This window comes from Eubacterium sp. F2 (assembly GCF_046244355.1).
In the GTDB taxonomy this organism is placed as follows: domain Bacteria; phylum Bacillota; class Clostridia; order Peptostreptococcales; family Anaerovoracaceae; genus Aminicella.
The window spans coordinates 1,773,909-1,794,566 of sequence record NZ_CP176393.1 but is presented as its reverse complement, the minus strand read 5'-3'; the positions used below and the strand labels follow the sequence as shown (position 1 = coordinate 1,794,566).

Below are 20,658 nucleotides of genomic sequence, written 5' to 3'. Positions count from 1 at the left end.
GTGACCGCTTCACTTTTATTGGAGGTGTCTCATGGAAGTAACGCTTGAGGAAGCAAAAACCTATCTGCGAGTCAGTTCTTCCGATGAGGACGAGCTGATTTCCAACCTGATAACCACAGCAACGGCAACCGTGCAGGACATCGCCCGCTTCTCCGACGAGGAATGGGAATCAGGCGAGGAGAAAATCCTCATAAGAATGCGCATCGCCATCCTCTACACGGTCGCTTATCTCTACGAGCACCGCGAGGACGCGGATCACAATCAGCTGAACCTGACGCTCCGGGCGCTGCTGTTCGGCGTGCGCAAGGAGGGATTCTGATGAAAATTGCGAACATGCGCGTACCGGTCACGTTCCAGAAAAACGAAGTGACCTCAGACAAGTACGGAAACCACACCGCTTCATGGACGGATTACTTCAAGTGCTGGGCGACCGTCGGGACGGATTCCTACGGTTCTGAAACCTCCGGCGAGGTAATCAACCCGGAGGAATCACTGAACTTCACCTGCCGATACTGTTCGGAGCTTGCCACTGTGGAATCCACGAAGTATCGGATTCTCGCCGAGGGCAAGGTTTACAACATCACCTATGTGAACCCGATGGGCTACAAGAAGAACACGCTGAAATTCAACTGCGCTTTGGAGAAATCGAAATGAACGAGAAGGTTTCCATAGACAGCCTGCGCGACGCGGTCATGAAGGGCCTGCAGGAATACGCCGACCTCGCCGCAGACGACATGAAGGACGCAGTGAAGGACACGGCGAAATCCGTCCAAAAGGACATCCAGTCCGGCGCTCCCGTTCGCACCGGCAAGTACAAGAAATCGTGGTCGGTCAAGACGGTCAGCGAGGACGCAGATTCCATCGACCTTGTCGTGCATTCCCGCAACCGCTATCAGATTGCCCACCTTCTGGAGCATGGCCATGCCAAGCGCGGCGGAGGACGTGTCGCGGCTCGTCCGCACATCGCTCCGGCGGAGCAGGCTGGCAACGAAAAGCTGGTGAAGGAAATCCAGCAAAAGCTAAAAGGATGACGCCTATGAGTTACGACGACATAGTAACCATGCTCGAGGAGGCCGATCTCCCCATCGCCTACGACCACTTCGCGGAGGGCGAGTCTCCGGACCCGCCGTTCATCTGCTTCCTCTTTCCGGGGACAGACAACATGTTCGCAGACAACGTGGTCTGGGAACGGATAGACGAGCTGAACATCGAGCTTTACACGGACAAGAAGAACCCGGACATTGAATCGAAAATCGAAAATATCCTGACCGCACACGAGCTTCCCTACGAGAAGTCTGAGGTCTGGATCGAGGACGAGAAGATGTACGAGGTTCTCTACCAAACACAGATTATTGGAGGTTAACGATTATGGCTACTAACAAGAAGAACAAGGTCAAGTTCGGCCTGAAGAACTGCCACTACGCCATCGCGACGCTCGCCGAGGACGGGACCGTCACATTCGGCACGCCAGTGGCAATGCCCGGCGCTGTTTCGCTTTCGCTTGACGCGGAGGGCGACAACGAGCCGTTCTACGCTGACGACACCGTCTATTACATGGTCTCGAACAACAACGGCTATTCCGGAGACTTCGAGCTGGCGCTCATCCCGGAGAGCTTCCTCACGGACGTGATGCACGAAACCGAGGACGCGAACGGCGTCATTGCCGAGAACAAGGATGTCGAGCCGGAGCACTTCGCCCTGCTGTTCGAGTTTTCCGGCGACCAGAGGAAGATCCGCCACTGCATGTACTACTGCTCTGCGACAAGACCGTCCGTCTCTGGACAGACCAAGGAGGACTCGACCGAGGTGCAGACGGACACGCTGTCGATTACGGTTTCTCCGCTGCCTTCCGGTCTCGTGAAGGTCAAGACCGGCACGAACACGACGGACGCTGTTTACAACGCCTGGTACGACAAAGTCTACGAGCCGAGCGATACGGCAAGTACCTCGTCCGGCGCAAAGGCGAATACCTCATATTCAACGGAGGAGGAGTAAACGATGGCGGTGACAAAGACAATAGAAATTGACGGTCAGGAGGTCATGTTCCGCGCCTCCGCCGCCATTCCAAGACTCTACCGGAACAAGTTCCACAGGGACATCTACCGGGATCTGAACGAGCTGCAGAAAGGCATCAGCGAAAACGACGAGGAGAACTCCAGTCTCGACACGTTCAGTCTGGAGCTGTTCGAGAATATCGCGTGGCTGATGGCAAAGCATGCCGACAAGGATGTGCCGGACTCTCCGGAGGAATGGCTCGACGGGTTCAACACGTTCTCGATTTATGAAGTGCTGCCGCAGATCATCGAGCTGTGGGGCGTCAACACGGAACAGCAGGTTCAGTCTAAAAAAAACATCATGCGACAGAGCGGGAAATGACAACCCCGCTCTTTTTACTGCGCTGCGTGCAAATCGGACTGCATATCAGCGAATTGGATTTACTGACCATCGGCACGGTCAACGACATGTACGCGGAGATGAGCAACGACGACTGGGACTATCCGGAAATCGCGACGCAGGAAATGATGGATCGGTTCTGATCCGTTATTTCCTTTTCAGACGGGATATGAGCAGCCAGAAGACTGTGGCAGCCGCCATGCAGATGGCGCACACAATGCCCATATTGGCCTGAATGGAGACAGACGAATAGGAATTGTTGTCTGTACGAGTCAGTTCATAGATGGGAAGACCCGCTAATTCCACTTGATAGAAAGCGGCGTCATGCGCGTACGCGTACGAATATCCGAAGTAAATAGCAACTGCCATGATGAGGATTCCGATGCCGAATCCGACAGCAAGGGCAATGAGAAGTCCTCTCCATTTTTTACGCATCTCTGCCGCCTTCGTCATCCGCGAGAATAATGGCTTTACCGCTGTTTGTGATGGAGAATGAGAAAACCTTGTAACCGTTCTGAGCGAGCTCGTTTGCCTTTTTCTCGATCTCCTCGGCCATCTTATGCGCTTTCGGATTATATCCGATAACAAATGTCTTATACATATGCACTACCTCCTGTTTGGAGGATAACAATTCACGCATTTCTCTGCTACCAGCAGAAGGTAAAAGTTCGACTAATTCTATGTAAAGCCTTGAAGGGAGGTGTATCCGCATGGCGAACAGAATAAAAGGCATCACCGTCGAAATCGGCGGCGACACCACCAAGCTGACCGAATCGCTCAAATCGGTCGACAAACAGATATCGAATACGCAGAAAAGCCTGCGGGACGTGAACAAGCTCCTGAAACTCGATCCCGGCAACACGGAACTCCTCTCCCAGAAGCAGAAAGGTCTCCAGACAGAAATCGCCGCCACCAAGGAGCGCCTCGAAGCGCTCAAGGAAGCGGCAAAGCAGGCGGACGCGGCACTGGCAAATGGCGACATGAGCCAGTCGCAGTATGACGCGCTTCAGCGTGAAATCGTCGAGACCGAGCAGGACCTCAAGAGCCTGACGAAGGAATACGAGAACTTCGGCTCTGTCTCCGCGCAGAAGATCGCGGCTGCCGGTGAGAAGGTCAAGTCCGTCGGCGAATCGTTATCAAGCGCCGGGACGAAAATGACGATGGGATTCACCGCTCCCGTCGTAGCCGGAGCAACCGCAGCCGTCACTGCATACGGTGATGTGGACAAGCAGTTCAACCTCGTCAAGCAGACAATGGGCGATACGGCGAACTCCGCCGAGGACTTCGAAGGACTCTGGGACCAGATCGGCACCTCTGCGAAGAACTCGGTTTACGGTATGCAGGACGCAGCCGACGCGACGCTGAACTTTGCGCGTCAGGGCTTTACGGCAAAGGAAGCAACCGACATGCTGACGCCCGCCATGAACCTCGCCGCCGGTACCGGCACGGATCTGTCTGAAACCACCTCCGGGCTGGGAAATGCCATGAAGATGTTCGGAGCGGATTCCTCGGAAGCTGCAAACTACGCGGATGTTCTCGCCAAAGCGCAGGCGCAGGCGAATACCACAACCTCGGAGCTTTTCGAGGCGATGTCTGTCGCAGGCCCTATCTGCAAGACAGTCGGATGGGACGTGAAGGACCTCGCGACCATTACAGACGTCTTCGGCAACGCGGGCATTTCCGGCAGTGAAGGCGCGAACGCTCTGAAAACAGGACTCGCGCGTCTCGCTTCTCCCGCCAAGGAAGGCGCGACCGCGATGGATCAGCTCGGCCTTTCCACCGGGCAGACCTACGCCATTTTTAATGAGAACGGAACCTTGAAGGACATGCCGACTGTACTGGCGAATCTGAATTCTGCATTCTCCGGGCTGACAGATCAGGAAAAGCTCGAGGCCGCGGCTAACATCTTCGGCAAAAACCAGATGTCCAAGTGGCTGACACTGATTCAGACCTCGCCGTCAGAAGTATCCTCTCTGCGCGATGCTCTCGACGACTGCGGCGGCTCGGCTGAGAACATGTCAAACGCCCTGATGTCCGGCACAGGCGGCACGATCGAACAGCTCAAATCCACCTTCGATGTTCTGACTGTCACCATCGGTCAGGCGGTCGCTCCAGCCTTCCAGAGTCTGATGGAGAAGATCATCGACGTGATGAACGCCATCATGGACATGGACCCGGCGACGCAGAAAATGATCCTGACCATCACGGCCATCGTCGCGGCCATCGGTCCTGTGCTGATTGTCGTCGGCAAAATGGCGACAGGCGTCGGTGCGCTGATGACACTCGCTCCAAAGATAGTATCCGCAATAGGAGTCGTGAAAACAGGAATTACAGGATTGAATGCTGCAATGGCGGCAAATCCGATCGGTCTCATCATCACAGCAATCGGACTGCTTGTCGCGGCGTTCATTTACCTGTGGAACAACTGCGAGAGCTTCCGAAACTTCTGGATCAATCTCTGGGACAACATCAAGGAAGTCGCGGTGACTGTCTGGACGGCGATCAAGGACTTCTTCGTGACAATCTGGAGCGCGATTTCCAGCGTATTCACCTCCGCTGTGAACGGCATCAGCAGCTTTCTGTCCGGCGCGTGGAACGGAATCCAAAGCGTGGTCACAACGGTGATGAACGCAATCGGTTCTGTGATCCAGACGGTTTGGAATGGCATCAAGACATTCTTCACCACGATTTTCACGGCGATACAGGCCGTGGTCACGACATATTTCAATATCTACAAGACGGTCATTACAACGGTCCTCACGGCAATCCAAACCGTGGTCACCACTGTATGGAACGCGATAAAGATGGCGATCTCGACAGTCTGCACTGCCATCCAAACTGTCGTTACAACCGTATGGAACGCCATCAAAACCGCGATTACGACTGTGATAAACAGCATCAAGACCGCCGTCACGACCGCGTGGAACGGAATAAAGACCGTCACCTCGACCGTATTCAATGGGATAAAGTCTGTCGCGACCTCGGTCTGGAACGGCATAAAGTCCGCCGTAATGAGCGTCGTGAACGCGATGAAGTCCGGGATCACATCCGCATTCAACGCGATCAAGAGCACGATCAGCGGAATCCTGAACGGCATTAAATCAACGTTCAGCTCTGTTTTCAACGGCATCTGGAGCTTTGTTTCCGGCATTGTCAGCAAGCTCAAGAATGTTTTCAACTTCCACTGGGAACTGCCGAAAATCAAGCTCCCGCATTTCTCGGTTTCCGGCTCGTTCAGTCTGAACCCGCCGAGCATTCCGCATTTCAGCGTCTCCTGGTACAAGAAAGCGATGGACGGCGGCATGATTTTGAAGGACGCGACCATCTTTGGGCAGTCCGGAGGCACGCTCCTCGGCGGCGGCGAAGCTGGCGATGAAGCCGTAGTCGGCGTGAATTCATTACGGAACATGATTAAAGAAGCCGTCAGCGAGAACGCCGGATACTCCGGCCCGCTCATCAATATCGAAACCATGAGTGTGAGAAGCGACGACGACATCCGGAAGATTTCTCAGCAGCTCAACACCCTGCTTGTCGGCAGCCGACGCGCGAAAGGATCGGTGATTTAAATGGGATTCAAATTCAACGGGAAAACGAGCCAGAGCTTCGGACTTGCCACCAGAATGACAAAAGAAAACCGCATGCCGGATTTCACCAACAACACGATCACCGTTCCCGGACGCGAGGGCCTGTTCGACTTCGGAGAAACCATCGGCGAACGCAAGATCGAAATATCCTGCTTCATCCCTCCCGGCAAGAGCGACGCGGACTTCCTCGCCCGCAAGGACGAGATCATCGCGTGGCTGAACCCGGACATCGGACTGTGTGAGCTAATCCTCGACAAGGAGCCGAACCGCGTCTACCGGGCAAGGCTCGAGAGCGGATTCTCGTTTGACAAGGTCGTGCGGAACTCCTGCACCTTCGACCTGACGTTCCTCTGTCCCGACCCGTACGCCTACGCGGAGAATGACGAGACGTTTGAAATTACCGAGGCCGGGACATTCTCGCTGAACCGGACGCTCGGCAACGCGGACTCCCTGCCTGTTTATTCGCTTGTTGCGGATCTCGGCAAGGACAAGAACGCGGTTATTACCACCAATGGCAAGAGCCTCAAAATCGACGGCGTTCTTACCGAGGATGAAGTGCTCGTCATCGACTCCTCGCTCATGACGGCAAAGGTAACCGACGCGGACGGCAATACGCTGCGAAACGGACTGCCGCTTCTCGAGAGCCTCGACTTCCCGGCGCTCAAGGTCGGCGCGAACACAGTCACAATCGAAGCCGACAGCACTACCGAGGTCACCGTGCAGTCGCTGAACACGCAGGACAAGTTCACCGGTCAGGTCCCCGCGTCATGGGGAGCGGACGGCCTGTGGAGGTTCAACGAATCCGAACCGGACGCAGACACTTGCCTTGCGGATTCGAGCGGCAAGAATAGGAAAGCATCCATCAACAAGTGGAGTGGAACAACAGCAAGCCTGCAGACAGGACACCTCGGGCGTTCCTTCCGCATAAACATCAACAACCCGTCGACCGAGCAAACATACCTGAAGGTCAGCAACGACGGCACGATGTTCTCAAATATCGGCAAGACTATTGTTGTCGGCGGATGGTTCATGCCAACGACCTACTCGGTCGGGAACACCTTCTGCCCGCTGCTCAACACCCGGCAGGGAACCGGCAACCCGATATTCTACCTGTCGCTTCACTCCGGGAAACCGCGGCTCATGCTGTACAACTCGTCCGGGACGCTGATCCTCGATCAGGATTTCACGCCGAGCTTCACGCTGACCAACGGCCTGTGGTATTTCATCTCGGCGATCATCAAGCCGGACGATCACACAGCGCAGTATGTCCTCGGCAGCAGAAGCTCCGGCGAAGTATGGGTATCGGACGCGGTCAGCTTCACAGGCGAACTCAACCGCTCCTGCACAGCAGACCTCATCTGGGGCATGCACGCGGAATCGTACTGGTACGCGGGCAACTTCGACGACTGGTTCCTGAACTGCGACTCAGGTCTTACAGCAGACGACATTGCGCTCTGGTTTCAGGAATCCCTGACCTGCAACGCCGCGGATTCCACCGCGGATGTGGACGGGCTGGCGACAGCTGATGCTGTCACGCTCAAAGCGACGGATTCCGTCTACGCCACAAGCGGCTACCTCACAACCGCCGCCGTGGAATATGGAATAACCGGAAAATGCTATGTCTCTCTGACCGCTGATACGCCGACGGGAACAAGCGTCTCCATCGAAACCTCCACTTCGGATGATTTATCGACATGGAGCGACTGGGCGACACTTGGCACGGACAACACCGTGCAGTCGGATTCCGCGAAGTACATCAAATTCAGAGTGACGCTGACAACAACAGATTCATCGGTAACGCCAACGGTAAAAAGCATCGCGCTCTCGACGCCCGGCGAATCCGCGTTCAAGAAACTGACCATTCAGGCCCGCAGCAGATGGAGGTGATTCTGTGGCTGCTGAAAAGAAACTACTGGCCGTTCTCGATCTGAACGGCGAACAGGAGGCCGTGCTCGAAAACGCCTACGACGTCATCATCACCGGTGAGATCAACGGCATCGACACTCTCGAATTCAACCTGCCCTTCCGGGACGAGAAGCGCAAATACCTCGAGAACGAGAAGCAGGTCAAAGTCGGCGACGACGCATACAGAATCAGAACAATCACCGATGAAAAGAATGAGCAAGGCACCGCCATCACCTCGGTCTATGCTGAGGCAGCATTTTACGATCTTGGATTCTCAACGAAGAAGGCTGAGATCACCTTCAACGCTGACACCGCTGACGTTCCGATGGCGTACGCCCTAAAGGATACCGGCTGGACGGTCGGAACCGTCAACAAGCGGACAAAGCGCACCTGGACATGTCAGGAGAAAAACGCGCTGGCGATTCTGCGCAAGGTGCAGGACCTGCACGGCGGCGACCTGATCTTCGACAACGCAAACAAGACCGTGAGTCTGCTCACTTTCAGCGGAACGGATTCCGGAGCGCTTTTCTGCTACAAGAAGAACATGAAGTCCATCAAGCGCGTGATTGATACGCAGAGCCTGATCACCCGGCTCTACGCCTACGGCAAGGACGGCATGACGTTCGCATCCATCAACGACGGCAAGGAATATGTGGAGGACACGACCTACACGAACGAAATCCGCGTATCGACGCTCGACTGCTCAAATTTCACCAACCCGTACCAGATGCTCGAATACGCCGAAATGCGGCTTGCGGATTACGCCGCGCCGAGGATTTCCTATGTGCTGAACGCGATGGATCTGTCGGTGCTGACAGGCTACGAGCATGAAAGCTGGAAGCTCGGCGACATCGTGACGGTCAGGGACGACGAGCTGAATATCAGCGTAAAAACCAGAATCGTGCGCCGGGAATATAACCTTCTGGAGCCGTGGAATACGGTTCTGGAGCTTTCCACCACACTCCGCGAACTTGGCGATTCCTCCTCGCAGTGGGACGTCGCCGCCGACATGCTCTCCGGCGCGGATCTGGTGGACAGTCAGGAGATGAAGGATCTCGTGCCGTTCAATCATCTGCGCAATTCCCGCGCCGACAGCGGATTGAACTATTGGGAGAACTCCGGCTTTGAGGTGGATGCCGAGAACGGCGTGTCAGGCACGGCGTCCTTCAAGTGCGAAGGAGCGCTGAATACAACGAAGAGCCTGACGCAGACAGTCACTCCGGCAAACCGCGACAGCTATACCTTCTCCTGTCAGATCGCGTCCGAGGACTTGAAGATGGGTGACAACGGGCAGGTCGGCGTGGAGGTCACATTCGAGTACGAGGACGGAACGACTGAGACGCGGTTCATCGACCTGATTTAAGGAGGCGTCTATGGCGAGCTTTACACATGTCGGACAGGCGGTCAGCCCTCAGAACGGGCGTGTGAAGAAAATCCGCATCCGCGTCTGCGTGACCGACTGCATCGGAACGATATACATAACGGACATGTTCCTGCAGGGCGGCTCCATCGCGACCGGCTGGGTGGGACACGTTTCAGAAATTCAGTGGACGCAGGACGGTGATTAAATGCCAATCTTTACGAGATTCACTGAGACGATCGACAAGAAAGAAAAGAAACGGATCGTGAGCGTATCGATCAAGCCTGTAGTCACCGACTGCACAGGAACCGTCTGGTTCACCGACCTCATGCTGCAGGAAGGCGCGATGCTCTCCGGATACGTCATAAATACTGAGACGGCACAGAAGAAGTACGCGACTGGCGACGAATATGCTGTCACAGGGAAACGATTCTTCAACGGAATCGTCCGCGGAAGCGCAACCTGCATCATTTTCAACCTCGGAAAGACCTCGACCGGGCTCGACTGGAAGATTTACCCGAACCAGAACATGAAGGCCGGGAGCGTTTCCCTCGCTCTCGGTGCCGGAGCGCACAAGGCGATGTTCACGGAATCGGCGAACGCCGGTGATGAGCTGCAGCTTCTCGCATCAACCCGGCAGTGCCTGAAAAACAGCTCGGCAACCTCGAAGGACGGCTTCTTCCAGTACTCCGCAGCCGGAGACAGCAAACACCCTGTTGCGGTCGAGGAGAAAAAATCAGCGAGACTTTATGTGGAGTTTCAGGAGAAGGAGGATGGGGAAAATACTTGACTGATTTTCGTACTTTTGTTCATGATGGGTTCAAGATTGTCTGTTATAATGATTTAAATAAAATCAGAAGTTGATGGAGAATAATCGGACATGAAAATTGAGCATATTGCCATGTATGTAAATGATCTTGAGGCGGCAAGAGATTTCTTTATCAAATATTTTAACGCTTCTTCAAACGCGGGATACCACAACAAAAATACAGATTTTCGGTCTTATTTTCTCACATTCGATGGTGGTTCCAGACTGGAAATTATGAATAAACCTGTAATGGAGAATCCAGAGAAGACTCTTACGAGGACAGGATTCATTCATATTGCTTTCAGCGTGGGGAGCAAAGAAAAGGTCGATGAACTTACTGCTCGGATGAAAGCTGACGGATACGAAGTTGTCAGCGGACCACGCACTACCGGGGATGGTTACTATGAGAGCTGTGTTGTTGCTCTTGAGGGAAATCAGATAGAAATTACAGTGTGACAAATTCCGGTTTAACCGCAAAAAAATAATTTGAAAGCGTCTCCCAACCGAGGCGCTTTTTTCATGCCCTCACGGAGGTGAGCGCCTATGGCATTGGACATATTAAAAGGCCGCGAGTGCATGGTCTGGACGTTCATGGGAAACACCCGCATGTACACCGCACTGAAGAATTACGGAGACCGTCTCTCGCAAATAGGTCTCTTTTCTTTTAAGGTCGACGCGACAGGGACTATTACCGAAACCGGCGTAGCGATCAGCGACATGCTGACGTATATCAACAAGTACCCGCATATTACGTGGCTGCTCACTGTCCGCAATGACGGCGTTTCGAGTGTGTTCACGGCACTCCGGGAAAATACGGACGGAGCGCAGGACAAGTTTCTCACTGAGCTGGTTCGGATCATGGAGAAATACCCGTGGTGCGCGGGCGTCGATATTGATCTTGAGCGCGGCGGCGACTATTCCACGCACGCCAAGTCAACGGCGATGTTCAGGAACATCTGGAACGCAGTCAAGAACTACGACAGCACGAAGAAGGTCAACATCTGCCTGCCCGGCATGAACGCTGTGAACGGTTCTGTCGGAGGCGAAAACTGGTGCATATACGCTGACCTGAACGCGTACTGCGATACGGCGGCCATCATGAGTTATGGAATGGCGTGGGCTGGGAGCGCTCCGGGTCCGGTATCTCCAAAGGACTGGCTCGACGGCATCTACGACTACGCAGTCAAAGCAATGACGCCGGGAAAGGTGTTCATGGGACTTCCGGCATACGGCTGGAACTGGCAGATTTACGATACGCCGGAAAACCTCGGCAACACATATCGAGGAGTATCCAACACCTACTACGCCGCCAAGAACTGGATGACGGGAAAGTACAACTTCACGGACGACGCAGCTCCGCAGCCGTTTATCCCGATTCTCGCGTACTGGGACGACTACAACAAGGTGCCGTACGCCTTCCCGCAGGTCTACGACTTCGCTGAAGGCCAGGACGCAAGCAGCTACAACTACCCGCTGATGGCCGGAACCTACAACCGCAGGCGCTATCTCACCGCCTACAGCAAGATGCAAAAGACCTCGTTCGGAACGGTCTATGTAGATCATGACGGCACGCCGGACAGCTATACCGGCATCGTATCATCGAAGAACGGCGTCGCGGTCATGGGTGACGAAGGAGAAGCGACCTACACCTTCTCCGTTTCAAGCTCCGGAACATACGACATTGCCGTCCGGCTCTGCTATCCATTCTGGGACAAGAACGGAATATATGTCAGCATTGACGGGACGCAGAAGCATTTCACCGAGTCGCGGCTCTGGTGGCCGTACTGGCGCAGCACCTTCTGGGCTTCGCTCGCGGACGGCATCAGCCTGTCAGCCGGAACGCACACCATCACGGTATCGGTTGACGTGAAGGGCGTGCAGTTCTACGGATTCCGCGTCTGCTCGGATTTCAGCGAGGAGCCGTCAGCAGGAAGTGCGTCGTTCACGCTTTCTCCCCGCCACTTCATTGATGTGGATGGCAATGAGTGCCAACCTGATAAAGGCTTCAAGCTCACCTGTGAAATGCTGAGAAGGAAACCAGACTCCGCGCTTATCTGGTACGAGGATTTCGAGGATTACGGCATGCTCGAAACGAACTACTGGCAGACGCTGTCCGGCTCATGGAAAGTCTGGCGATCGGACGAGTATTCCGAATCCCGCGTTTATTCTCAACTCGACGGCAGCGGCAAATTTGCATGGAACTACGACGGATTCAAGGACGTTCACCTCCGGGCGCGGCTTGTGTTTCCAGCGGGAAGCACTGGCAAGGCGGGCGTCTTCTGCGGCAGCCTGTTCTGCTGTCTCAACTACAGCAGTCAGGCCGTGGAGCTGTGGAACGGAAGTACAAAGCTCGGAAGCTACTCGCAGTCGATTCAACAGACGCCGACCGCAAGTCTCCGTACCGATCCAACCACCTACACCGTCGAGATGCGGATTCGCGGCAGCACCGTGCGCGTCTATTCCGGCGCGTCAAATACGCTGCGGTTCACCGCAACGGTCAGCGGATTCTCAGGAGGAACCGCCGGATACCAGTCTGACCAGAGGACGATCTGCGAACTGCTCCGCATGGGCGACGCGTGGACGTACGAGCCATACGAACGCTTCGACGTGACCTTCCCAGACGGCAGCGTCACCCAGTACGGACGCATCAGCCGGAGCAACTGCACATGGGACGACGAATTCCAGGTGTTCACGCTCACCTCGGATGTTGAGGAATCCACTACAAGAAGCGAATCCATCTCAATGGACTACGAATTCTACCACTCGGCACAGCTCGACCTCGAATGCGGGAAGGACTACACGGTGACGATCACGCCGAAGGACATCGACATCTGGATCTCGCGGCTTTTCCTCGGAGACGCGGACGGATTTTCCATTCTCTACTATCAGGACGTGGATTCGCTCGTCTACTGGGCGAATCAGGCGGCGTACCACTGGGGACTTCGCGGCATCGCGATCTGGTCGCTCGGGCAGGAGGATTTAAGGCTCTGGGAGGCATTGCCGAAACAGACCGACACCTCATAACTTCATAAATCACAGAGTTTTTTCAAGGCTGTCAGCGTACCACTGGCGGCCTTTCATTTTGCTCAAAATCAAAGGAGGGACATTTTGATGAAGGAATTCTGGAACACCATACAGCTCATTTTCGCGGCCATCGGAGGATGGCTCGGCTACTTTCTCGGAGGATGCGACGGGCTTCTTATCGCGCTGATCATCTTCGTGGTCTGCGACTACATTACCGGCGTGCTCTGCGCCATCGCGGACAAGAAGCTCTCGTCTGCAGTTGGATTCAAAGGAATCTGCAGGAAAGTCTTGATCTTCATTCTGGTCGGCATCGCCAACATCCTCGACATCCACGTGCTCGGACATGAGGGCGTGCTGAGAACCGCAATCATATTCTTCTACATTTCGAATGAAGGTCTTTCTCTCACTGAGAACGCCGCACATCTCGGACTTCCGATTCCCGGCAAGCTCAAGGATGTGCTTGAACAGCTTCACGACAGAAACGACAAGGAGGAACAGTAATTATGGCTATCAAGGGAATAGACGTATCGGTCTGGCAGGGAAACATCGACTTTGGCAAGGTCAAAGTGTCAGGCATCAATTTTGTGATTATCCGCGCCGGATACGGCAACGGGAACAAGGACAAATGGTTCGATGAGAACTACCGGAAAGCAAAAGCAGCCGGGCTCCACATCGGCGCATACTGGTATTCATACGCCACATCCGCTGACGGTGCGAAGCAGGAAGCGCAGTCCTGCGCCAAGGTGCTCTCAGGCAAGCAGCTTGATTACCCGGTCTACTTCGACATCGAGGAGAAGTCCCAGCTTTCGCGCGGGAAGGATTTCTGCTCATCGCTCATCACGGCGTTCTGCACGGAACTCGAACGGCTCGGCTATTACGCAGGATTCTACACCTCGCTCTCAAGCCTGAACTCCGTGATATCTGACGCCGTGAAAAAGCGGTTCACCGTCTGGGTGGCGCAATGGTCGAGCAAGTGCAGCTACTCCGGCAGCTACGGCGTCTGGCAGTATTCGTCCAAAGGCAAGGTCAATGGAATAAGCGGAAATGTCGACATGGACTATTCCTACATCGACTTCCCGTCGGCAATCAAAAACGGCGGATTCAACGGCTATGGCAAGAGCGCAGCGTCCACCATCACGACGACAGCAAAGAAATCTGTGGATGAGATTGCAGCCGAGGTCATCGCCGGGAAATGGGGCAATGGCTCTGACCGCAAGAACCGCCTGACCGCAGCCGGATATGACTATGCCGCCGTGCAGGCCAAGGTCAACGAGAAGCTCGGCTCTTCCGGTAAGAAATCGACCGCGACTTACTACACGATTCAGAAGGGAGACACGCTCTCCGGCATCGCGAAAAAGTACGGCACGACCGTTTCCGCAATCCAGAAGCTGAACAGCTCGCTTATAAAGAACGTGAACCTCATCCAGGTCGGATGGCGGATTCGCGTGAAATAACCACATCATCTCCTCTGGCCCACTGGTATTCCTTTATACGGGATTGCCGGTGGGCCTTTTTTCGTTTTCGCTTCGTCAAAATAGGTCTCCAGCCTCCAGTGGAAAGCAGGAGGCGAAACATCATGACGGAGGAAAAGAACTACTACACGGACGAGCGCATCCGCAGTGATCTCGACTATCAGCGGGCGCAGAGGACTGCCAGATGCATGCTTGATTCAGGCCTTATTTCCGATGACGAATTCAACAAATTATGCGACATCAACCGCGAAACTTTCTCTCCCTTGTTTGCGGAAATATATCCGAAAACTGCTTGCTATGTGTCCGAAACAGAGTGATTGATAGACACTGACAAGGAGGCAGGCCAATTGAAGAAAATCACAAGAATCGAACAGGCAAACAGGGGAAAAACAGAGTCAAAGAAGCTGCGTGTTGCCGCCTACTGCCGCGTCTCCACGGACTCGGACGAACAGCTTGAAAGCCTTGAAACACAGAAGACGCACTATGAAAGCTACATCACCTCTCGTGACGACTGGCGGTTCGCCGGGATCTACTACGACGAGGGCATCAGCGGCACCGGCAAATCCAGACGTCCGGAGCTTGAACGGCTCATGCAGGACTGCAAGGCCGGGAAGATCGACATGGTCATCACCAAGAGCATCAGCCGATTCTCACGCAACACCACCGACTGTCTTGAACTCGTCCGAAAGCTCCTCGAGCTGAATATTCCCATCTGGTTCGAAAAGGAAAACATCAACACCGGTTCGATGGAAAGCGAACTGTTCCTCTCCATCCTCTCCAGCATGGCAGCAGACGAATCCCTTTCCATCAGCCTGAACAGCAAATGGAGCATCAAAAAACGGTTCGAGAACGGCACGTTCAAGATAAGCTATCCGCCATACGGCTACGACTGGGACGGCGAGACGATGACCATTAACCCGGAGCAGGCGCAGATTGTCCGCCGTATCTTCTCAGAGACACTTGCCGGAAAGGGTACCGCTGCCATTGCCGCGGAGCTCAACCGGGAGCAGATCCCGACGAAGCGAGGCGGGCGCTGGAGCCCGTCAGGAATCCGCGGGATGATCGCAAACGAGAAATACTGCGGCGACTGCCTTTACCAGAAGACATGGTCGGATTCAGCCTACAAGCGGCACCTGAACCACGGTGAACAAACACAGTACCTGCAGCAGAATCATCACGAGCCGATCGTCAGCCGCGAGGACTGGGAAGCCGCGCAAAAGCTCATCTCGCAGCGGGCTGATGAGAAGAATATCAGCAAGGGCGATGAAAAGTACCAGAACCGCTACGCATTCTCCGGCAGAATCATCTGCGGCGAGTGCGGCGCAACATTCAAGCGGCGCATCAACTACACAACAGACGGAAGCTACGCGGCATGGAGCTGCAAGACGCATCTCGCCGACAAGAGCAAATGCTCCATGCTCTTCATCCGGGACAGCGACCTCAAGCTCGCATTCATGACCATGATGAACAAGCTCATCTTTGTGCACCGGCTGATCCTCAAGCCATATGCGGAAAGTTTGAAGCGGAATTCTACGAGCCAGACACTCAGCCGAATACAGCAGCTTGAAACAAGCCTTGCCGAGAATGCCGACAAACGCAAGACGCTCACGAAGCTCATGGCGCAGGGATTCATCGACCAAGTGATCTACAGCCAGCAAACAGCCGAGCTTCTCTCGCAGGCCGATGGCATTCGAAAACAGATAGACGCCCTGCAGAACACGACAAGCAGTGAAGCCACAGCTCTGATGCATGCAGAGGATCTGCTGCACTTCACCGAGAAAAGCTCGATGCTGGAATACTTCGACGACCGGCTTTTTACACGGTTCGTTGAACGTATTGTCATTCGCTCACGGCACGAGGCAGTATTCCAGCTCAAATGCGGGCTCACGCTCACGGAAAGGATGTGAAAAACATGGGACACACACCATACGGATACAGAATCGAAAACGGCAAAGCGGTCATCGATAAAGAGAAAGCCCAGCAGATAAGAAACCTCTACAAAAACTACCTTGATGGCATGGCGCTTGCCAAGGCTGCACACGAAGCGGGAATCCAGACCTGGCACGGCTCGGCAAAGCGCCTGCTCGAAAACAGACACTACCTCGGAGACGATTACTACCCCGCCATCATCGACCAGCAAACCTACGACAAAGCACAAGCCGAACGCCTGCACCGGGCAGAGAAGCTCGGACGGACGAACAGAAAAAAGCAGTCGCCGGACACACGAAAACCGCCGACCCATTTCAAGCTGGCCGCTCCCGAGCAGGCCTATGACGACACAAAGCAGCAGGCGGAATACCTGTACAGCCTGATTGAAAGTGAGGCGCAGTGATGGCAAACGTGACAATCATCCCTGCCAGACGGCAGGTCGGAAACAACGTCAAGCAAGCCGAGCAGCCGAAGCTACGCGTGGCGGCATACTGCCGCGTCAGCACTGATTCGGACGAACAGGAAACCAGCTACGAAACGCAGGTCTCCCACTACACGGAGTACATCAAAAGCCACCCGGAATGGGAGCTTGCCGGAATCTTCGCCGACGATGGAATCAGCGGCACAAACACGAAGAAGCGTGACGAGTTCAACCGCATGATCGACGAATGCATGGCCGGGAACATCGACATGGTCATCACCAAGAGCATCAGCCGCTTCGCCCGCAACACGCTCGACTGCCTCAAGTACATCCGGCTCCTCAAGGACAAGAACATCGCGGTATGGTTCGAAAAGGAGTCCATCAACACGATGGATGCCAAGGGCGAAGTGCTGATCACAATCATGGCGAGCCTTGCCCAGCAGGAAAGCCAGTCGCTCAGCCAGAACGTGAAGCTCGGTCTGCAGTACCGCTACCAGCAAGGAAAGGTGCAGGTCAATCACAATCGCTTCCTCGGATACACCAAGGACAGCGACGGCCACCTCGTCATCGACCCGGAGCAGGCGGAGGTCGTCAAGCGCATCTACCGGGAGTACCTTGAGGGCTCCAGCATGGACAAGATTGCCGCCGGGCTCGAAGCGGACGGCATCCTCACCGGAGCCGGGAACACAAAATGGTGGACGAGCACAATCAATAAGATTCTACGGAATGAGAAATACATCGGCGACGCCCTGTTGCAAAAGACTTACACCACAGACTTCCTTACCAAGAAGCGGATCAAGAACAACGGCACGGTTCCTCAGTACTACGTCGAGGACGACCATCCTGCCATCATTCCGAAAGACCTCTTCATGCAGGTGCAGGCTGAGCTTGTTCGCCGCCGGGTAGTCCACGTCAGCCCTTCCGGCAGAAAACGGAGCTTCTCTTGCAATCACTGTTTTGCGCAGATGGTTTTCTGCGGTGAGTGCGGAGAGCTTTACCGCCGCGTTCACTGGAACAACCACGGCTGCAAATCCATCGTCTGGCGGTGCATCAGTCGATTGGAAACGACTCCCGCAGAAGTGCCATGCAACAACCGCACGGTCAATGAGACAGTCTTGCAGGAGATCACAATCAAGGCGTTCAACCAGATTCTGAGCGAAAGAAAGACCTTCCTGAAGACTCTGCAGGAGAACATCGCCAAGGCCGTGGTCAATGCAGACACCCTTTCGCCGGACGGCATTCAGGCACGGCTGGAAGAACTGCAAAAGGAGCTCATCAAGAAGGCTAACAACAAGCAGGACTACAATGCCATCGCGGACGAAATCTTCCGGCTCAGGGAACAGAAAGAAAAAGCTGCCGTCGACAGCCACAGCCGCGAGGAAGCCATGAACAGGATCAAGGAGCTGCAGGGCTTCATCAGTCAGCAAGCAACCGAGGTCACAGACTTTGACGAGGAACTGGTCAGACGGCTCATCGAGAAGATCACCGTCTTCACCGACCACTTCACGGTCGAATTCAAATCCGGCGTAAGCGTTGATATTACAGAATAAGAGCAAGCTGCCCTTGGGATTAACCTACAGGGTGGCTTGCTCTCTTCTTTTACAAAACGGTGATTCTTTATTCTTTTCGACGAGTCATAATCAATCCAATGATGCCGCCTATCAATAACAAAGGTGCTATTCTTACAAATACCCATTCAAATCCATGAAGTATCGTCCCTGCAAACGCAATTTCAGGATCACTAAAATCCCAACCAAGATATGGGCTTCCTGCGAAACCGATGACTGCAAAGATTATGACTGTGACAGCACATAGGATGAAAAAGAACCATCGCAACAATTTTCTGCTCCGCTCTTTTCTCTGTGCAAGCTGAAGATTGATGACTTCCAGTTTCTCAGAGATTGCTTTTAGTTCATTTGTCTCAGGCTCTTCGATATTTTCACCCAACAATGTGCTTACCGGAGTTTCGAGTGCTTCAGATATGGAGATCAGCATCTCTGAATCCGGAACCGATAACCCCCGCTCCCATTTTGATACAGTCTGGCGTACCACATTCAGCTTTATTGCAAGTTCATCCTGCGAAAGACCTTTTGATTTTCTGATCGTTTTGATATTTTCACTAAGCATGATAAACGACCTCCTTTCGCAAGCACCTTACCCCCGTATACCCCGTTGCCGCAAGCAACGTATAATAACATCGAGCAACCAGACCAGAATCCCTCATTTTTAAGCCTTCCCGGCTCTGACATCTAACCCGAACACTCAAAAAGCCACTGACATCTATCTCGAACACCCGACCCCGACATCTATCTTGGCAACCCAACCCTATCACATTTTTGCCATAAATCGGCTTTGGATAAGTTACCACGGAGCGGTTATTCACTCGACCATCCGAAAGCAATCGAAACCCGGAAAGCGCCTTGTTTCAAGGGCTTTTGCACACATTAATCCTTGACCCTTGACATCAATACCACCGTCTCAACGTGTTTCGTCCCCGGAAAATTATCAAACGGCTTCACATAGTCCGTCCGGTAGCCCAGATACTTGAAGCCGGACAGATCTCTGGCCAGGGTCTTCGGGTTGCAGCTGATGTAGACGATCTGCGGGACGCCGTAGGCGGCGATTTTGTTGACGGCGTCTGGGGTCATGCCGGCGCGGGGCGGATCGACGACGATGACGTCTGGCTTATCGGAGCGGTTTTCCAGGACTTTGAAGACGTCGCCGCAGACGAATTCGCAATTGGTCAGGCCGTTGAGCTGGGCGTTGCGGCGGGCGGCTTCTACGCTTTCCGGAACGATTTCAACGCCCAGGACGGAATCGGCTTCTTTTGCCATGACCTGGCTGATGGTGCCGGTTCCGCAGTAGAGGTCGAAGACGCGCTTGCCGCGGAAGTCGTCGATCAAGTCGATGGCTTCGCGATAAAGGCGCTCAACCGCTTCCACATTGGTCTGGAAGAAGGAAAACAGATTGACCTGGAATTTCAGGCCGAAGATCTCCTCCATATAATAGTCTCTTCCGTAAAGGTTATTCAACTTGTCACAGCTGACTTTGTCGGCGAGGACATCGTTCAGAGTCTGGGAAATGCCGACAATCTTATTGTTCAATGGAAGGGCAAGAAGTCCGTTTTTCCAGCCTTCTGCATCGAACTCGGACTCGGTGGAAGTTACGATGCTGACCAGAAGTTCGTGAGTTCTGACGCCCCGGCGGATCAGGAGATTTCGGAGAAGGCCGCTGTGAAGCTTCTTATGATACTTTGCGTATCCCTTCTCTTTGCAGAAATCCAGTGTGTAGCGAAGAATCGCGTTAAAATCCGGGTCCACCAGCTGGCACTGGTCCACGGTCACAACCGACATGAACTGCTTCTTCTTATGCATGCCCAGCTGGAGCGGCCCGTCTTTTACCAGATCGCCAAAGGTATACTCCATCTTGTTTCTGTAGGCATAGCAGTATTCCATCGGGCAGCCTTCGATCGGATCGAATTTCCCCGGCGTCACTCCGGCGTCGCGGAAGTATCCTCTGACTTCCCCTTCCTTATTCCTCAGCTGCTCTTCATAGGGCACGCCCTGGTAGCAGCAGCCTCCGCAGATTTCATGGTGCGGGCAGACCGGCATATCGGCTCTGCCGGAGGCGGAAGAACCCACCGCTCCGGACAGCCCGGACGCTGAGGATCCGCTTCCTGTATGGAGGGCCCCCTCAGGCGCCGCCTTGGCCAGAATGTTTTTTGTCCCTGAACTGATCATCGCTTTCACGTCATCTCCTTA

The 20,658-nt window shown here is 54.3% G+C and carries 21 protein-coding genes and 2 pseudogenes; 19 read left to right on the top strand and 4 right to left on the bottom strand.

Annotated elements, in window-relative coordinates; translation table 11 throughout:
• Positions 1-31: 31 nt before the first annotated feature.
• The 6 genes from ACI77B_RS07535 to ACI77B_RS07510 are packed head-to-tail and all read left to right on the top strand — an operon-like array spanning position 32 to position 2,376.
• The gene (locus tag ACI77B_RS07535; protein ID WP_168099028.1) at positions 32-319 is read left to right on the top strand and encodes a head-tail connector protein; all 288 of its coding nucleotides are present in this window, start codon (positions 32-34) and stop codon (positions 317-319) included.
• Positions 319-654: a phage head closure protein gene (locus ACI77B_RS07530; protein ID WP_168099029.1), complete on the top strand. Its 336-nt coding sequence runs from the start codon at positions 319-321 to the stop codon at positions 652-654. The genes ACI77B_RS07535 and ACI77B_RS07530 overlap by 1 nt, the downstream gene beginning before the upstream one ends.
• Entirely contained in the window at positions 651-1,031 is a 381-nt protein-coding gene (locus tag ACI77B_RS07525; protein WP_168099030.1) for an HK97 gp10 family phage protein, read from the top strand. The genes ACI77B_RS07530 and ACI77B_RS07525 overlap by 4 nt, the downstream gene beginning before the upstream one ends.
• 5 nt (positions 1,032-1,036) lie before the next feature.
• Positions 1,037-1,363, top strand: coding sequence for a hypothetical protein (locus ACI77B_RS07520; RefSeq protein WP_168099031.1), 327 nt, complete (start codon positions 1,037-1,039; stop codon positions 1,361-1,363).
• A 5-nt stretch (positions 1,364-1,368) separates the two neighbouring features.
• Positions 1,369-1,995 (top strand): major tail protein, encoded by a 627-nt coding sequence (locus tag ACI77B_RS07515; RefSeq protein WP_168099032.1) that lies wholly within the window; start codon positions 1,369-1,371, stop codon positions 1,993-1,995.
• A gap of 3 nt (positions 1,996-1,998) precedes the next feature.
• The gene (locus tag ACI77B_RS07510; RefSeq protein WP_168099033.1) at positions 1,999-2,376 is read left to right on the top strand and encodes a hypothetical protein; all 378 of its coding nucleotides are present in this window, start codon (positions 1,999-2,001) and stop codon (positions 2,374-2,376) included.
• 165 nt (positions 2,377-2,541) lie between these two features.
• Here the strand turns inward: ACI77B_RS07510 and ACI77B_RS07505 are convergent, their stop codons facing one another.
• Together ACI77B_RS07505 and ACI77B_RS07500 are read right to left on the bottom strand one after the other, a co-directional pair.
• Positions 2,542-2,829 (bottom strand): LlsX family protein, encoded by a 288-nt coding sequence (locus ACI77B_RS07505; RefSeq protein WP_168099035.1) that lies wholly within the window; start codon positions 2,827-2,829, stop codon positions 2,542-2,544.
• The gene (locus ACI77B_RS07500) at positions 2,822-2,995 is read right to left on the bottom strand and encodes a hypothetical protein (protein ID WP_409336255.1); all 174 of its coding nucleotides are present in this window, start codon (positions 2,993-2,995) and stop codon (positions 2,822-2,824) included. The genes ACI77B_RS07505 and ACI77B_RS07500 overlap by 8 nt, the downstream gene beginning before the upstream one ends.
• A 109-nt stretch (positions 2,996-3,104) precedes the next feature.
• Here ACI77B_RS07500 and ACI77B_RS07495 point away from each other — a divergent pair, with 109 nt between their 5' ends.
• The 13 genes and pseudogenes from ACI77B_RS07495 (at position 3,105) to ACI77B_RS07435 (ending at position 18,447) form a co-directional block, all read left to right on the top strand.
• A complete protein-coding gene (locus tag ACI77B_RS07495; RefSeq protein WP_409336254.1) occupies positions 3,105-5,960 on the top strand; it encodes a phage tail tape measure protein in 2,856 nt (951 codons plus the stop codon).
• Positions 5,961-6,338: pseudogene (locus ACI77B_RS07490) on the top strand (distal tail protein Dit); the annotation flags it as partial. It abuts the gene before it with no gap.
• Positions 6,339-6,695: 357 nt separating this feature from the next.
• Positions 6,696-9,246: pseudogene (locus ACI77B_RS07485) on the top strand (phage tail spike protein).
• A gap of 10 nt (positions 9,247-9,256) precedes the next feature.
• Positions 9,257-9,451 (top strand): hypothetical protein, encoded by a 195-nt coding sequence (locus tag ACI77B_RS07480; RefSeq protein WP_168099038.1) that lies wholly within the window; start codon positions 9,257-9,259, stop codon positions 9,449-9,451.
• Positions 9,452-10,033 (top strand): hypothetical protein, encoded by a 582-nt coding sequence (locus ACI77B_RS07475; RefSeq protein ID WP_168099039.1) that lies wholly within the window; start codon positions 9,452-9,454, stop codon positions 10,031-10,033.
• 90 nt (positions 10,034-10,123) lie between these two features.
• On the top strand, positions 10,124-10,507 hold the full coding sequence (locus ACI77B_RS07470; RefSeq protein ID WP_168099040.1) for a VOC family protein: 384 nt from the start codon (positions 10,124-10,126) through the stop codon (positions 10,505-10,507).
• An 87-nt stretch (positions 10,508-10,594) separates the two neighbouring features.
• Entirely contained in the window at positions 10,595-13,075 is a 2,481-nt protein-coding gene (locus ACI77B_RS07465; RefSeq protein ID WP_409336253.1) for a glycosyl hydrolase family 18 protein, read from the top strand.
• A gap of 87 nt (positions 13,076-13,162) precedes the next feature.
• Positions 13,163-13,576 carry a phage holin family protein gene (locus ACI77B_RS07460; RefSeq protein WP_013485727.1) on the top strand — a complete coding sequence of 138 codons (414 nt, stop codon included), beginning with the start codon at positions 13,163-13,165 and terminating at the stop codon, positions 13,574-13,576.
• A gap of 2 nt (positions 13,577-13,578) precedes the next feature.
• Entirely contained in the window at positions 13,579-14,529 is a 951-nt protein-coding gene (locus tag ACI77B_RS07455; RefSeq protein WP_409336252.1) for a GH25 family lysozyme, read from the top strand.
• A gap of 122 nt (positions 14,530-14,651) precedes the next feature.
• The gene (locus ACI77B_RS07450; protein WP_168099043.1) at positions 14,652-14,864 is read left to right on the top strand and encodes an SHOCT domain-containing protein; all 213 of its coding nucleotides are present in this window, start codon (positions 14,652-14,654) and stop codon (positions 14,862-14,864) included.
• Between the two features lie 30 nt (positions 14,865-14,894).
• Complete coding sequence (locus tag ACI77B_RS07445; RefSeq protein ID WP_331347917.1) at positions 14,895-16,454, top strand: recombinase family protein; 1,560 nt, start codon at positions 14,895-14,897, stop codon at positions 16,452-16,454.
• 5 nt (positions 16,455-16,459) lie between these two features.
• Entirely contained in the window at positions 16,460-16,879 is a 420-nt protein-coding gene (locus tag ACI77B_RS07440) for an integrase (RefSeq protein WP_129882019.1), read from the top strand.
• On the top strand, positions 16,879-18,447 hold the full coding sequence (locus ACI77B_RS07435) for a recombinase family protein (RefSeq protein ID WP_409336251.1): 1,569 nt from the start codon (positions 16,879-16,881) through the stop codon (positions 18,445-18,447). Before ACI77B_RS07440 ends, ACI77B_RS07435 begins: the two co-directional genes overlap by 1 nt.
• Before the next feature lie 67 nt (positions 18,448-18,514).
• Here the strand turns inward: ACI77B_RS07435 and ACI77B_RS07430 are convergent, their stop codons facing one another.
• On the bottom strand, positions 18,515-19,024 hold the full coding sequence (locus tag ACI77B_RS07430; protein WP_409336250.1) for a helix-turn-helix domain-containing protein: 510 nt from the start codon (positions 19,022-19,024) through the stop codon (positions 18,515-18,517).
• Between the two features lie 317 nt (positions 19,025-19,341).
• Positions 19,342-20,637, bottom strand: a complete 1,296-nt coding sequence (gene rlmD / locus ACI77B_RS07425) for a 23S rRNA (uracil(1939)-C(5))-methyltransferase RlmD (protein ID WP_409337711.1) — start codon at positions 20,635-20,637, stop codon at positions 19,342-19,344.
• Between the last annotated feature and the right edge of the window lie 21 nt (positions 20,638-20,658).

What these genes read in the sequence shown, in the direction of transcription:
- ACI77B_RS07535 (WP_168099028.1), top strand. Translation starts at nt 32, where the DNA reads ATGGAAGTAACGCTTGAGGAAGCAAAAACCTATCTGCGAGTCAGTTCT.
- ACI77B_RS07530 (WP_168099029.1), top strand. Translation starts at nt 319, where the DNA reads ATGAAAATTGCGAACATGCGCGTACCGGTCACGTTCCAGAAAAACGAA.
- ACI77B_RS07525 (WP_168099030.1), top strand. Translation starts at nt 651, where the DNA reads ATGAACGAGAAGGTTTCCATAGACAGCCTGCGCGACGCGGTCATGAAG.
- ACI77B_RS07520 (WP_168099031.1), top strand. Translation starts at nt 1,037, where the DNA reads ATGAGTTACGACGACATAGTAACCATGCTCGAGGAGGCCGATCTCCCC.
- ACI77B_RS07515 (WP_168099032.1), top strand. Translation starts at nt 1,369, where the DNA reads ATGGCTACTAACAAGAAGAACAAGGTCAAGTTCGGCCTGAAGAACTGC.
- ACI77B_RS07510 (WP_168099033.1), top strand. Translation starts at nt 1,999, where the DNA reads ATGGCGGTGACAAAGACAATAGAAATTGACGGTCAGGAGGTCATGTTC.
- ACI77B_RS07505 (WP_168099035.1), bottom strand. Translation starts at nt 2,829, where the DNA reads ATGCGTAAAAAATGGAGAGGACTTCTCATTGCCCTTGCTGTCGGATTC.
- ACI77B_RS07500 (WP_409336255.1), bottom strand. Translation starts at nt 2,995, where the DNA reads ATGTATAAGACATTTGTTATCGGATATAATCCGAAAGCGCATAAGATG.
- ACI77B_RS07495 (WP_409336254.1), top strand. Translation starts at nt 3,105, where the DNA reads ATGGCGAACAGAATAAAAGGCATCACCGTCGAAATCGGCGGCGACACC.
- ACI77B_RS07480 (WP_168099038.1), top strand. Translation starts at nt 9,257, where the DNA reads ATGGCGAGCTTTACACATGTCGGACAGGCGGTCAGCCCTCAGAACGGG.
- ACI77B_RS07475 (WP_168099039.1), top strand. Translation starts at nt 9,452, where the DNA reads ATGCCAATCTTTACGAGATTCACTGAGACGATCGACAAGAAAGAAAAG.
- ACI77B_RS07470 (WP_168099040.1), top strand. Translation starts at nt 10,124, where the DNA reads ATGAAAATTGAGCATATTGCCATGTATGTAAATGATCTTGAGGCGGCA.
- ACI77B_RS07465 (WP_409336253.1), top strand. Translation starts at nt 10,595, where the DNA reads ATGGCATTGGACATATTAAAAGGCCGCGAGTGCATGGTCTGGACGTTC.
- ACI77B_RS07460 (WP_013485727.1), top strand. Translation starts at nt 13,163, where the DNA reads ATGAAGGAATTCTGGAACACCATACAGCTCATTTTCGCGGCCATCGGA.
- ACI77B_RS07455 (WP_409336252.1), top strand. Translation starts at nt 13,579, where the DNA reads ATGGCTATCAAGGGAATAGACGTATCGGTCTGGCAGGGAAACATCGAC.
- ACI77B_RS07450 (WP_168099043.1), top strand. Translation starts at nt 14,652, where the DNA reads ATGACGGAGGAAAAGAACTACTACACGGACGAGCGCATCCGCAGTGAT.
- ACI77B_RS07440 (WP_129882019.1), top strand. Translation starts at nt 16,460, where the DNA reads ATGGGACACACACCATACGGATACAGAATCGAAAACGGCAAAGCGGTC.
- ACI77B_RS07435 (WP_409336251.1), top strand. Translation starts at nt 16,879, where the DNA reads ATGGCAAACGTGACAATCATCCCTGCCAGACGGCAGGTCGGAAACAAC.
- ACI77B_RS07430 (WP_409336250.1), bottom strand. Translation starts at nt 19,024, where the DNA reads ATGCTTAGTGAAAATATCAAAACGATCAGAAAATCAAAAGGTCTTTCG.
- rlmD (WP_409337711.1), bottom strand. Translation starts at nt 20,637, where the DNA reads ATGATCAGTTCAGGGACAAAAAACATTCTGGCCAAGGCGGCGCCTGAG.